This is a genomic window from Pseudomonas sp. NPDC087626, assembly GCF_044743405.1.
Taxonomy (GTDB): Bacteria; Pseudomonadota; Gammaproteobacteria; order Pseudomonadales; family Pseudomonadaceae; genus Aquipseudomonas.
The window spans coordinates 20,652-33,802 of record NZ_JBIUWJ010000026.1 but is presented as its reverse complement, the minus strand read 5'-3'; the positions used below and the strand labels follow the sequence as shown (position 1 = coordinate 33,802).

Annotated in this window: 9 protein-coding genes; 8 read left to right on the top strand and 1 reads right to left on the bottom strand. The window is 60.6% G+C overall.

All coding sequences use genetic code 11. The features are described 5' to 3' along the window. The first annotated feature begins 53 nt into the window (after window positions 1-53). From ACIOVD_RS20205 to ACIOVD_RS20185, 5 genes are all read left to right on the top strand, one after another. Window positions 54-1,196 carry an acyl-CoA dehydrogenase family protein gene (locus tag ACIOVD_RS20205; protein ID WP_159995998.1) on the top strand — a complete coding sequence of 381 codons (1,143 nt, stop codon included), beginning with the start codon at window positions 54-56 and terminating at the stop codon, window positions 1,194-1,196. A 72-nt stretch (window positions 1,197-1,268) separates the two neighbouring features. Further along, window positions 1,269-2,831, top strand: a complete 1,563-nt coding sequence (locus ACIOVD_RS20200) for a long-chain-fatty-acid--CoA ligase (protein ID WP_401129866.1) — start codon at window positions 1,269-1,271, stop codon at window positions 2,829-2,831. A gap of 88 nt (window positions 2,832-2,919) precedes the next feature. Then, window positions 2,920-4,740 carry a DUF1302 domain-containing protein gene (locus tag ACIOVD_RS20195; protein ID WP_401129864.1) on the top strand — a complete coding sequence of 607 codons (1,821 nt, stop codon included), beginning with the start codon at window positions 2,920-2,922 and terminating at the stop codon, window positions 4,738-4,740. A 25-nt stretch (window positions 4,741-4,765) separates the two neighbouring features. Then, entirely contained in the window at window positions 4,766-6,133 is a 1,368-nt protein-coding gene (locus ACIOVD_RS20190) for a DUF1329 domain-containing protein (protein ID WP_401129862.1), read from the top strand. An 84-nt stretch (window positions 6,134-6,217) separates the two neighbouring features. Further along, complete coding sequence (locus ACIOVD_RS20185; protein ID WP_401129860.1) at window positions 6,218-7,405, top strand: lipid-transfer protein; 1,188 nt, start codon at window positions 6,218-6,220, stop codon at window positions 7,403-7,405. A gap of 839 nt (window positions 7,406-8,244) precedes the next feature. On the opposite strand, the gene ACIOVD_RS20180 is transcribed toward ACIOVD_RS20185, so the two are convergent. Further along, a complete protein-coding gene (locus tag ACIOVD_RS20180; RefSeq protein ID WP_095170078.1) occupies window positions 8,245-9,957 on the bottom strand; it encodes a hypothetical protein in 1,713 nt (570 codons plus the stop codon). 192 nt (window positions 9,958-10,149) lie between these two features. Between ACIOVD_RS20180 and ACIOVD_RS20175 the strand changes: the two genes are divergently transcribed. The 3 genes from ACIOVD_RS20175 (at window position 10,150) to ACIOVD_RS20165 (ending at window position 13,128) form a co-directional block, all read left to right on the top strand. Next, window positions 10,150-11,265 carry a CaiB/BaiF CoA transferase family protein gene (locus ACIOVD_RS20175; RefSeq protein ID WP_401129858.1) on the top strand — a complete coding sequence of 372 codons (1,116 nt, stop codon included), beginning with the start codon at window positions 10,150-10,152 and terminating at the stop codon, window positions 11,263-11,265. A gap of 38 nt (window positions 11,266-11,303) precedes the next feature. After that, the gene (locus ACIOVD_RS20170; RefSeq protein WP_401129856.1) at window positions 11,304-12,167 is read left to right on the top strand and encodes an MBL fold metallo-hydrolase; all 864 of its coding nucleotides are present in this window, start codon (window positions 11,304-11,306) and stop codon (window positions 12,165-12,167) included. Between the two features lie 133 nt (window positions 12,168-12,300). Beyond that, on the top strand, window positions 12,301-13,128 hold the full coding sequence (locus ACIOVD_RS20165) for a MaoC family dehydratase N-terminal domain-containing protein (RefSeq protein WP_159998824.1): 828 nt from the start codon (window positions 12,301-12,303) through the stop codon (window positions 13,126-13,128). Window positions 13,129-13,151 lie beyond the last annotated feature (23 nt).

Here is a 13,151-nt window from a genome sequence, read left to right as displayed (position 1 = left end):
CGCGCCTGTTGACCCTCGTCGGTCGACAGGCCCCAGAACCCGAGGAATCTTTAATGTTGGAAAACTATCGCTCACCCTGGATGACCGAAGACCTGCAACCGTTCAATGACATGGTCCTGCGCTTCGCCAAGGAATACATGGAGCCCAATGAGCTGAAATGGCGTGAGCAGCACCATGCCGATCGCTCTGCCTGGCTCAAGGCTGGCGAGCTGGGCTTGATCCTGCCTGATGTATCAGAAGAGTACGGCGGCGCCGGTGGCAGCATCGGCCACTACGTGTGCGTGATCAACGCCATGAACGCCAATGGCAGCGGCCTGGGACTGGGCCTGAGCCATATCGTCGCGCACTACATCCTTGAGTCCGGCACCGAAGCGCAGAAGAAGCATTGGCTGCCGAAGATCGGTTCCGGCGAAATCATCTGTGCCATCGCCATGACCGAACCCGGTGCCGGTTCCGACCTGCAATCGGTGCGCACCCGCGCGGTGAAGCAGGGCGACAAGTACGTGATCAACGGCGCCAAGACCTTCATCAGTAACGGCCAGACCAGTGACATGGTGCTGGTGATCGCCAAGACCGACATCAGCCAGGGCGCCAAAGGCGTTTCGCTGTTCATGGTCGATACCAATACTCCGGGTTTCCGTCGCGGCAAACTGCTGAGCAAAGTCGGCATGCACGCCCAGGACACCTCGGAAATGTTCTTCGACGACGTCCAAGTGCCGGCTGACTGCCTGCTCGGTGAAGTGGAGGGGCAGGGGTTCTACACCCTGATGAGCCAGCTGCCGTACGAGCGGGCGCAAATCGGTGTCGGCGCCGTAGCGGTGATGGAGCGCGCGCTGCGCCTGACCGTGGAGTACACCAAGGAGCGCAAGGCGTTCGGCAAACCGGTGATCGAATTCCAGAACAGTCGCTTCGTGTTGGCCGATGTGAAAGCAACCGTGCTCGCGTCACGGACCTTTGTCGACCTGATCATCCAACGCTGGATCGACGGCACCCTCGATACCACGCTGGCCTCGATGGGCAAGTTCTGGCTGACGGAACGCCAGGGCGAGGTGCTCGACCGCTGTCTGCAGCTGTTCGGCGGCTACGGCTACATGAACGAATACCCGATTGGCCGCATGTGGGCCGATGCCCGGGTGGCGCGCATTTACGGTGGTTCCAACGAGATTCAGCGCGAGGTCGTTGCACGGTCGCTGTAACCGGCGAGCCAGCGTACCAGGCGTCGACATTTCCAAATCGATTGAATAATAAAAAAGCAATTTGGAGTTTTCATGTACATCACTCAAGGGCTGCACCGTCATCTGCAGCAACGTCCCAATGCCGTGGCGATCCGCTCCCAGGGTCGGCGCATCACCTACGCCGAGTTCGGTGACCGCGTGGCGCGCCTGGCCAGTGCGCTCAAAGGCCTGGGGGTCGCCACCGGCGATCGCGTGGCGATGCTGTCGTTCAACTCGCAACGGTTCATCGAGTATTACCAGGCTGTGCCGTGGGCTGATGCCGTGGTCAACCCGGTGAACTTTCGCTGGAGTGCAGCGGAGATCATCTACTCGCTGGACGACTCGGAAACCAGCGTGCTGATCGTCGACGATCACCACAAAACCCTGGGCGCCCAGGTGCAGGCACAAGCGAAAACCGTGCGCGTGGTGATCTACGCCGGTGATGGCGAGACCCCGGCAGGAATGCTCAACTATGAAACGCTGATCGAGATCAGCGAGCCGGTGGAAGATGCCCGCCGCAGCGGTGACGCCTTGCTCGGTATTTTCTACACCGGCGGCACCACGGGCGATCCCAAGGGTGTGATGCTCAGCCATAACAACGTCGCATTCTCGGCGTTGAACTCCCTGACGATGGGACGCTGCCAAAAAGGCGCAGTTTTCCTGCACGCGATGCCGATGTTCCACCTCGCCGATTTTGCGGCGATGTCAGCACTGTTCATCTCTGGAGGCACCCACGCGGTGCTGCAGACGTTCTCTGCGCAGGGGGTTCTGCAAGCCATCGAGCGCGAGAAAGCCGATGAAATCCTGCTGGCACCGACGATGATTCAAATGCTGCTGGACTGGCACCAGGAGCACGGACAGGCACTTGATGTCAGTTCCTTGAAACGCATCGTCTATGGGGCGTCGACGATCACCCCGGCCTTGCTTGACCGCGCCTGCAAAGTGTTCACCGGTGCTGAATTCTCCCAGGGCTACGGCATGACCGAATTGTCACCGGCCGCCGCAATCCTCGACACCGAGTACCACAGCGCCGAGCACCAGGCCAGCGGCAAGATGTATTCGGCGGGCCTGCCAGTGCTCTGTGTAGAAATCCGCATCGTCGATACCAACGACAACGAAGTGCCGCGCGGTACGGTCGGCGAAATCATCGTGCGTGGCCCGAACGTGATGCTCGGTTACTGGAAGAAACCCGAAGCCACCGCCGAAGCGTTGCGTGGCGGCTGGATGCACACCGGTGACGGCGGCTACATGGACGAGGACGGTTTCATCTACGTCTGCGACCGTCTCAAGGACATGGTGGTCAGCGGCGGCGAGAACGTTTACTGCGGTGAAGTAGAAGCGGCCATCGGCAGTCATCCTGCTGTGGCGCAAAGCGCGGTAATCGGAATTCCGAGCACCAAGTGGGGCGAGACGGTGCATGCGGTGATCATTCTCAAGCCCGGTGTCCACGCCAGCCAGGAACAGATCATCGCCCACTGCCGCGAGCGGATCGCTGGCTACAAGGTGCCGCGCAGCGTCGAGTTCCGCGAGACGTTGCCGCTGACCAGTGTTGGCAAGGTGCTCAAGACCGAGCTACGCAAGCCGTTCTGGGATAACCGGCAGCGCGGCATCGCCTGATCGACTCTCGCTACCTACAACACCTCAATAAAAGCCGCCCGCTAGTAGGTGGCTAGATCTCCCTACGCCAATGCACCGGAGAAAACGCATGAGTATTTCGAAAATGCGTGGAGTTTGCTATCCACACCTGCTGGCAGTCGCCGTCGCTGCAACCATTGCCCCAGAGGCCTTTGCCAAGGATTTCAGCATCGGTGAGATCGAGGGCAGCTTCGACTCGTCACTGTCCGTTGGCGCCAGTTGGGCGGTTCGCGGACCTGACCCCGATTTCATTTCCAACTTTAATTCGCAAGGCACCAGGGGCAACGCGTCAGCACGCACCAACGATGACAATCGCTTGAACTTCAAGAAGGGCGAGACCTTCTCGAAGATCTTCAAGGGTGTGCATGACCTGGAACTGAAATATGGCGACAGCGGTGCCTTCGTGCGTGGCAAGTACTGGTATGACTTTGAGCTGATGGACGAGAGCCGTCCGTTCTATGACATCGACGATCATGGCCGCCAGCGTGCCGCCAAGTCGTCGGGGGCGATGTTTCTCGACAGCTTTGTCTATCACAACTACACCCTCGACGATTTGCAGGGCAACGTGCGCCTGGGCAAGCAGGTGGTGAGTTGGGGCGAAAGCACCTTCATCGGCAACTCGATCAACAGCATCAACCCGATCGACGTCGCTGCTTTGCGCCGCCCGGGGGCCGAGGTCAAGGAAGGCTTGATCCCGGTGAACATGCTCTATGTATCCCAGGGACTGACTGAGAACGTTACCGCCGAAGCCTTCTACCAGATCGAATGGGCGCCCTCGGTGATCGACAACTGCGGCACCTTTTTCGGCAATGATGTGACGCCTGAAGGCTGTAATGACCGCGCCGTGCTGGCTGGCCTCGATCTGCCGCCCGGTGTGGCCAACAACACCGGCGCACCTGGACTGTTCGACGATGCCTACATTGCGCGCACCAAGACCCAGGATGCCCGCGACAGCGGCCAGTTCGGCCTGGCCCTGCGCTGGTTTGCCGCCGAACTGAACGACACCGAGTTCGGTGCCTATGTCATGAACTACCACAGCCGCAATCCCAGCCTGAGTTTCACCCGCGCTACCAGCAGCGCCAACGCGGTAGCGGCGATTCGCAGCGCTAGCTACAACGTGGTCTATCCCGAGGATGTGCGCCTGTATGGCCTGAGCTTCGCGACCAACGTAATGGGAACTTCGCTGGGGGGCGAGGTGAGTTTCCGGCCGAACATGCCGCTGAACCTCAACGGCGCCGACATCAACCTGGCAGCCGTGGGCAACGCGTCTTCGCCGCTGTTCATCAGTGGCCAGTCCTCCAATGTCGCCGGGGCCAGTGTCGACGGCTACAAACGCATGCCCGTGCTGCAAGCGCAGATGAGCGCTACGCAATTCTTCGACCAGATCCTTGGCTCCTCGCGCCTGACGCTGGTAGGCGAGGTGGGCTACAACCACATCAATGGCCTGGGCGCCAGTGATGGTACTGAAGAGCGTTTTGGCCGTAACACCGTGTTCGGCGCCGGGCAACTGGTCAACCAGGCTGTCTGCGTCGGGCAGAACACGCCGGTGCCAGGTCAGCCCGGCGCCACCCGCCCAAGCAACCCGCAGCAGGAATGCAACAGCCATGGGTTCTACACCAGCGACTCGTGGGGCTATCGCCTGCGCGGCAAGCTGGACTACCCCAACGTGATTGCCGGTATCAACCTCTCGCCCAACCTGGCCTGGTCCCATGACGTCGACGGCGTAGGGCCCAACTTCGAGGAGGGCAACAAGGCCATCAGCCTCGGGCTCGATGCCGACTACTTGAACACCTACACCGCAAGCCTCAGTTACACCGACTACTTCGGCGGAAAGTGGAATACCAACACTGATCGCGACTATGTCGCCCTCAGCTTCGGCGTGAACTTCTGACACTGATCAGACGGAGATAATAAAAATGCAATCCAGCACTCTGATGAAAGCCTGCACCTTGACCCTCAGCCTGATCGCTTCCAGCGTCATGGCGGCCGTTTCCCCACAGGAAGCCGCACAATTGGGCACCACACTGACTCCCCTTGGTGGCGAGAAAGCCGGCAATGCCAGCGGCACCATTCCCGCCTGGACCGGTGGCCTGAAGCCCGACGCCGCGCCGATGACCAATGACTTTCTCGGCAACCCCTTCGAAGGGGAAAAACCGCAGTTCGTGATCACCGCCGCCAACGCCGCGCAGTACAAGGACAAGCTGACGGCCGGGCAACTGGCGATGTTCCAGCGCTATCCCAACACCTACAAGATTCCGGTGTACAAGACCCAGCGCACCGCCTCGGCGCCGCAAGAGGTTTACGATGCGGCGAAGAAAAGCGCGGTGACCACCGAGTCGACCAACGATGGCTACTCGTTGAAGAACTTCGAGCAGTCCCACTATTACGCCTTCCCGATTCCCAAGACTGGCCTTGAGGTGGTGTGGAACCACTTGACCCGTTCTCGCGGCAACAACTACATCAGTCGTCAGATGCAGGCCACGCCACAGGTCAACGGTGACTACACCCCGGTGCAAATTGAGTTTGCCACGGGGCTGCCGTGGAAAATGAGCGACGCCAAGCCCGAGGACAGCGCCAACATCCTGTTCTACACCAAGCAAACCGTAACCGCGCCGTCGCGTCTGGCCGGTGGTGTGCTGCTGATCCATGAAACCCTCGACCAGATCAAGGAACCGCGCATGGCCTGGGCCTACAACGCCGGCCAACGCCGCGTGCGGCGTGCACCGCAAGTGGCCTATGACGGTCCGGGGACTGCGGCGGATGGCATGCGCGTGGCTGATAACGCCGACATGTACAACGGTGCACCGGATCGCTACGACTGGAAGCTGATCGGCAAGAAAGAAGTCTACGTGCCCTACAACAACTACCAGCTGCAATCGCCGAAGTTGAAGTACGCGGACATCGTCAAGCCCGGCCACATCAACCAGGACCTGACCCGCTATGAGCTGCACCGCGTTTGGGAAGTGGAGGGCACCCTCAAGCCTGGCCAGCGCCACATTTACGCCAAGCGTCGCATGTACTTCGACGAAGACACTTGGGCGGCGGTTGAAATCGACCAGTACGACGGTCGCGGTGCGCTGTGGCGTGTGAGCGAAGGGTATCTGGTCAACGATTACAAACAGGGCGTCGCGGTGTACGCCGCGATGGGCGTCTATGACTTGCTGGCCGGTCGGTACCTGGTGTCGAACCTGGGCAACGAGAACAAGCGCGGTCCCGACTACGCCTACCAGCCGTCCATGAACGACTTCACCCCGGCAGCACTGCGCAACGCCGGCATCCGCTAAGCCATTCAGGCCCATTGCTGTTCGTCCTCGCAAGAGGGCGAACGGCTGCCCCTGAGTCACGTTCACTGAATCTGGAGAAGAGTAATGTCGCAAAAACCTTATGTTGTCGGCGTTGGCATGATCCCGTTTGTCAAACCCGGTACCAGCGGTACTTACATTGAAATGGGCTCGCAGGCGATTCGCCTTGCCTTGCAGGATTCCGGTGTGGATTACCGATTGGTCCAGCAAGCCTATGCGGGTTACGTTTACGGCGATTCCACCAGTGGCCAGGCCGCCCTCTATGAAGTAGGTATGAGTGGCATCCCGGTAATCAACGTCAACAACAACTGCGCCACCGGCTCCAGCGCCTTGTTCCTCGCACGGCAGGCAGTGGAAAGCGGTGCAGTCGAATGCGCCCTGGCATTCGGCTTCGAGCAGATGCAACCCGGTGCCCTGAAAGGCAATTGGGACGACCGCCCACGAGCGACCACTCACATGACCCAGTCGGTCATCGATGAGCTGACCGCTGATGTGGAAATCCCCAGTGCCCTGCGGATGTTCGGCGGCGCCGGGCGCGAGCACATGCAAAAGTACGGCACGCAAATGAGCACCTTTGCGGCAATTCGCGCCAAGGCCAGTCGCCATGCCGCCAACAACCCGCTGGCGCTGTTCCGCAAAGTGGTGACCACTGAAGACGTGATGAACGACATGGTGATGTGGCCGGGTGTGATGACCCGCCTGATGGCCTGCCCACCGACTTGCGGTGCGGCGGCGGCAATCATCTGCAGCGAAGCCTTTGCCAAGAAACACAACCTGCGCACTGACGTGGTGATCCTTGCCCAGTCGATGACCACCGACAAGCCGGTGTGCTTTGAATCGCGATCGATGATCGAGGTAGTGGGTTTCGACATGGCGCAACGAGCGGCCAAGGAAGTGTACGAGAAGTCCGGCGTGGATCCGCTGGATATCCGTGTTGCCGAGATGCATGACTGCTTCGCCCACAACGAGCTGCTGACCTACGAATCCCTGGGCCTGTGCGCTGTCGGCGGCGCCGAGAAGTTTGTGCTCGCTGGCGCCAACACTTACGGCGGCCAGGTGGTTACCAACCCGTCTGGAGGGCTGCTGTCCAAAGGGCATCCGCTGGGTGCGACTGGCCTGGCGCAATGCTATGAATTGACCCAGCAGTTGCGCGGTCATGCGGACAAACGCCAGGTCGAAGGTGTGAATGTCGCATTGGCGCACAACCTTGGGTTGGGTGGTGCTTGTGTTGTGACGCTGTACGGTCGCGCTTGATTTGTCCGCCGGGGCATTCTTCAAGGAGTGCGCCGGCGACTGAGCGTTGTCCTTTTTGCCGGGCATTAGGCCTAGTGCCCGGTTTTTTATTGGCCATTTTGCAGCGGGTACTGCCATTTGTGGGAGCTAGCCTGCTAGCGATGAGGCCGGTCAATTCAACATCGATAGTGCCTGACATACCGCTATCGCTGGCAAGCCAGCTCCCACAGGTTGAGTGGGTGTACCCAAAATCTGCGAACACCCAGAACCACTGTGAGAGCAGCTAGCCTGCTAGCGATAGCACCGGTCAATTCAACATCGATAGTGCCTGACATACCGCTATCGCTGGCAAGCCAGCTCCCACAGGTTGAGTGGGTGTACCCAAAATCTGTGAACACCCAGAACCACTGTGGGAGCGGGCTTGCCCGCGATGGGGCCGGCAAAGCCAACATCGATAGTGCCTGACATACCGCTATCGCTGGCAAGCCAGCTCCCACAGGTTGAGTGGGTGTACCCAGAATCTGTGAACACCCAGAACCACTGTGAGAGCGGGCTTGCCCGCGATGGGGCCGGCAAAGCCAACTTCGATAGTGCCTGACATACCGCTATCGCGGGCAGGCCAGCTCCCACAGGTTGAGTGGGTGTACCCAAAATCTGTGAACACCCAGAACCACTGTGGGAGCGGGCCGGGCGGCGCTCCGCTTGCCCGCGATGAGGTCGGCACAGCCAACATCGATGTAGCAGTCATAGAAAACGCCGGCCTTCAACGAAGGCCGGCGTACTTGACGATGCTCTCAAATGCGCGCGTATACCCAGGGAATACGGGGCATCGTTGGCGTTTTTCGCGAGCAGGCTCGCGCCTACTGTTTGGCAACCTGGTCGACTTTCTGCATGCGGTTGGTGTCCATCAACACCATGCCGAAGGCCATGCCGTACATGATCCGGCCTTGTTTATCGACTTTCAGTGGCGCGTACATGCCGTTGAAGATCGGGTCGCTGCCGGTGGCGATTTCCAGGACGGTCTTGCCGGTATCGAGGTCCATGCCGAGGTGGAAGCCTTCGCCCAGGCGGTCAGAGTAGAAGCCGTTGATCAACGCCATGCGGCTGCCACCGCTGATCATTGGCACGATCGAAATCGAGCCGACATCGTTACGCGTCCACAGAGTACTCCACTGGTCCTTGGCGTTGTCCCACTTGAACATGGCCACGCCACTGGGCGCCGGACGGGTCATGCCGTTGAGCATGGTCACGTAGTAGCCGGACTTGGACAGCACCGGTTTTTCCACGGCCGGAATGTTGTTGACCACAAAGGCATGGCCGTCATACACCGCGACCGATTGCTCCGATTGCACGGTAGTAATGTCTGCCCCCAGGTCGACTTCACGCTGATCGGCAACGCGCGGCGACGAGGTGCCGGGTTTTTGCTTCCAGCCAGCCGGGATCTGGTCGCGCCACATGGCGACCAGGTTCATCTTTTTCGCGCCGTCGGTGAACACCACCAGCTTGTCTTCATCCGGGCCGTAACCCATCAGGGTAGGGGTGGCGCCGGTGCCGTCGGCGATCTTGATCGAAGTGAAGCGCGGTCCGCGCTCGTAAGGCGCTTTCCACGCACCGCTGGCTTCGTCGGCGTGGATCTTGCCCTGTTTGTCGACCACCAGGCGATACATGTTCTGGTTGGACGCCACGTACACCGCGCCACCATCGACTTCCGGGCCGGTAGCGAAGGAGTTGAGGAACAGCTCATCGCTACCTTCCACGCGGTAGCTGTCGATCAGTTTCAGGGTGGTGCGATCAAGGGTGGCTACGGTGCCGCCCATGGTGTTGACCACCAGGAAGCCGTTCGGCGTCATGCCCATGCCGAAAGTCGTGTCCACCGGGATATTCATCCCGCGCTTGGTCTTCTCGTTATCGAACAAGGCGTCGGGCAGTTGCACTTCCTGGGTGAGCTTCATGCCCGACTGCGGGTCTTTGTGGTCATTCTGGTCGATGCGGAATACCCGACGGGCGCTGGCGCCGATAAACGCGTCCTCGCGGGTCAGCAATGAGTAGATGGCCCCACCGAGGAGTTGATCGGCGGTGGCGGTCAGCATGCGGTTGGGTTGCGCGCTCATGTAGTCGAGCAAGCCCTTTTCGTCCTTGGCTTCAAGGAACTTGCGGGTCTCGGCGGCCTGCTGCAAGCGCTGTTGCGGGGTGATCGGCTGGTAGTTGGGCAGTTTGACCGGCAGGTCGACGCGGGCCACTTCAGTGAGTTTGAAGTCGTCCTCGATCTTCACCTTGCGCAGCGAAAAACCGGCCCAGAACCAGTACAGGTCAGTGTCGCCAACCTTGTCGGTGTACTGCATCAGGCTCGCCGATTCATTGGGCAATACGCGGTAGGCGTCCGGCGTGATCTTGAAGGTGCCGCGTGGTACGGCAATATCGGTGCTGTCCGAGGCGCCGTCGTTCCAGTGTGTCTGGTTGTTGTAGGACTGTGCCAGATACGGGTTGACCGGCGCGCTCTGGCCGGCCATTGCCAATACCGGGACAGTCATGCAGGTGGCCAGAAGCGCCCAATGAGAACGTAGAGCAAACATGTCGTCTTCCTTTGTCTTGTTGTTATTGCCAGCGGAGGAAGGCCGAGAGTAGCGACGCCTACTTGTACCTGTAGCCACCCATGCCGGGGGGGATGTTCGATAGGGGGGCTCTGTTAGCGTATTGGTGACGTTATTGGCCAATCACGGGCGTTTGATGCCCGGTTGTCAGGTCCCGACAAATAAGGAAAAAACATGCTGTCAGGTATCAAAGTCGTAGAAATCTGTGGCATCGGCCCGGGGCCGTTCTGTGCCATGCACCTGGCCGATCTGGGCGCGGAGGTGATCGCTGTCGAGCGTGCGGAATCCGTCTCGATCACTGGCGAAGCCAACGCGCCGGCCAACCCGCTGAACCGTGGCAAGCGCTCGGTGGTGGCTGACCTGAAAAGCCCTGAAGGGCGCGCAGCGGTGCTGAAACTTATCGAGAGCGCTGACGTTTTGATCGAGGGCATGCGCCCCGGCGTCATGGAACGTCTTGGCCTTGGTCCGCAAGAGTGCCAGGCGCGCAACCCACGGCTGGTTTATGGGCGCATGACCGGCTGGGGCCAGAACGGCCCGATGGCCAGCGCCGCCGGTCACGATAACAACTACATCGCGTTGTCCGGTGCGCTGTACCACAGCGGTACCGCTGGAGAAGCGCCTTCATCGCCGATCACCCTGATCGGTGACATCGGCGGCGGCGCGCTGTACCTGGCGGTCGGTGTATTGGCCGGAGTCCTCAACGCCCGGCAGACCGGCAAGGGCACGGTGGTTGATGCCGCCATCGTCGATGGCTCGGCGCACATGATGCAGTTGATGATGTCGCTGTCGCGTCGTGGCTTGCTCCAGGAGCAGCGCGGCAAGAGCGTTCACGATGGCTCGCACTTCTATGCCACTTATCGCTGTGCCGACGACCAGTACGTCGCGCTGGGCTCGATGGAGCCACAGTTCTACGCGCTGTTGCTGCAAAAACTCGGCCTGCAGGATGATCCGCGCTTCGCCAAGCAGTGGGATGTGAAACGTTGGGACGAACTGCGCGGGTTGCTGGCCGAGACATTTGCCAGCCAGCCACGCGCCCACTGGTGTGACCTGCTTGAAGGCAGTGATGCGTGCTTTGCACCGGTGTTGAGCCCACGTGAAGCCGCGCAACATCCACACATGGTGGAGCGGGGCGTGTACTTCGAGCGCGACGGCATGCTGCAAGCCAGCCCTGCGCCGCGCTTCGATGGGCAGGTCGCGACACCGGGGGCGATTCCGACTCGCGGCGCGCACACGGCCCAGGTAATGGCCGGCCTTGAGGGTGACGACCTCGCGGCTGTCTGGCGCTCGTAAGCATTGGAACGACATCTTCACGCAAGGTACAACACTCAATGAACCGTCGCATTTGCGCATTGGACGGCCCGGGGCGCAGGCTCGATGGCGGGGTGATGTTCGGCAATACTCCGCGCTCGCGCTGGGCCGACTGGGTCCGCCCCGACCACGACAACCAGATCTGCCTCGCCTCACGTGCCTTGCTGGTGCAAGAGAACGGCAACAACATTCTGGTGCTGGCTGGCAGTGAAGCACTGCTGGCACCGTTACCCAGAACGTGTCGCTGCCAACAACACCCCAAGGGCCTGCTCGATTCGCTGGCCCAGCATGGCTTGGGCGAGGCCGATATCGATGTCGTGGTGTTGGTTCACCTGCACGCCCGGCTATCATCCCAGTTGCTGAGCGCCATCGAGGACGGCGACTTGCCGCGACTGTTGTTCCCGAACGCCCGCTACCTGGTGGGTGAGCGCCATTGGGAGCGTGCCCGTCGGCCACATCCTCGAGACCGCGCACTGTTCATCTCGCCACTGCTTCACCGACTGGAAGACAGCGCTCGCCTGACGTTGCTCAATGGCGTCGACAGTGACCTGCTTGGCAGTGGCTGGCAGTTTCACCTCAGTGATGGTTTCACCCCCGGGCAACTGCTGCCGGAAATCGCTATGCCGGGTGGGCCGGTGCTGTTCGCGGGTGACTTGATCCCCGGTAGCCATTGGCTGGAACTGGCGGTCACTAGCGGCTATGACCGCAACCCCGAATGCCTGATCGGCGAGAAAGAGCGCTTGCTCGATCACCTCGTCAGCCAGCGTGGGCGGATTTTTTTCAGTCGCGATCCGGACGTGGCGATGGCCAAGGTCATGCGCGACAGGCAGTCGCGTTACCTGGCTTTCGACCTGTATTGCACGCTCAGCCAATTCGAAAGCTGAGTACCCGTCTATCCCGTAGCCGTTTCAACGACGGCTTGTCGTACCCCCCCCCGAGCAGGGGAGTTCTGCGCGACGCACGAACATCCGAGCATAGGGCATACGCGCCCTGACAGGATTTTTGTGCATGAACTCCATGACCGACTCCCCCTATGCCGCCTTGATCGGGCGCAGCGAACAGACGACTGAGCATCTGAGCGCCAGCCTGGTCAAGCGCATCGCTGCAACGTTGGGCGAAAAACCTCCTGCTGTGGGCCAAGCATTGCCGGCGCTGTGGCATTGGGCATTCTTTCAACCTGCGGTAGATGAGGCTGGTCTTGGTGACGACGGCCATCCGGCCCGGGGTGGAATCCTGCCGCCTGCGCAGAATCGCAACCGGATGTGGGCGGGCGGACGCGTGGAGTTTGTGCAACCACTGCGCGTCGGCGCTGAAGCCACCCGTATCACGACCGTATTGAAGGTCGAGGAAAAGACCGGACGCAGCGGCTCGCTGCTGTTCGCAACCCTGCGTCATGACTACATGCAGGACGGGCAGCTGGCGATTCGCGAAGAGCAGGACATTGTCTATCGTGATCCGACCCCGCCCAAACTCGACAGTGGCGAAGCGTTGCCCCTGGCGGGTTGGCAGGAGTCGGTCACGCCCACGCCGACCTTGTTGTTTCGCTACAGCGCCGTGACGTTCAACGGCCATCGCATCCACTACGACTGGCCTTATGTCACCGAAACCGAAGGCTACCCCAGCCTGGTGGTGCAAGGACCTCTGATCGCCACACTCAACCTGCGCGCCTTTTGCCGGGCCAATCCGCAGGCAAATATCCGTCGCTTTGAATATCGCGGCATCCGACCGCTGATTTCGCCGCAACCCTTCATCGTTGGCGGGCGTCTCTACGCGCCCGGCAAAGCTGAACTGTGGGCCGGCAACGAGGCCGGAATCGCCCAACGCGCCGAACTGACTTTCGACTGATGGGTTGCTTTTGCCTGGCAACC

Coding starts and splice junctions, on each gene's coding strand:
- ACIOVD_RS20195 (WP_401129864.1), top strand. CDS start 2,920: ATGAGTATTTCGAAAATGCGTGGAGTTTGCTATCCACACCTGCTGGCA.
- ACIOVD_RS20190 (WP_401129862.1), top strand. CDS start 4,766: ATGCAATCCAGCACTCTGATGAAAGCCTGCACCTTGACCCTCAGCCTG.
- ACIOVD_RS20185 (WP_401129860.1), top strand. CDS start 6,218: ATGTCGCAAAAACCTTATGTTGTCGGCGTTGGCATGATCCCGTTTGTC.
- ACIOVD_RS20165 (WP_159998824.1), top strand. CDS start 12,301: ATGACCGACTCCCCCTATGCCGCCTTGATCGGGCGCAGCGAACAGACG.
- ACIOVD_RS20200 (WP_401129866.1), top strand. CDS start 1,269: ATGTACATCACTCAAGGGCTGCACCGTCATCTGCAGCAACGTCCCAAT.
- ACIOVD_RS20180 (WP_095170078.1), bottom strand. CDS start 9,957: ATGTTTGCTCTACGTTCTCATTGGGCGCTTCTGGCCACCTGCATGACT.
- ACIOVD_RS20205 (WP_159995998.1), top strand. CDS start 54: ATGTTGGAAAACTATCGCTCACCCTGGATGACCGAAGACCTGCAACCG.
- ACIOVD_RS20175 (WP_401129858.1), top strand. CDS start 10,150: ATGCTGTCAGGTATCAAAGTCGTAGAAATCTGTGGCATCGGCCCGGGG.
- ACIOVD_RS20170 (WP_401129856.1), top strand. CDS start 11,304: ATGAACCGTCGCATTTGCGCATTGGACGGCCCGGGGCGCAGGCTCGAT.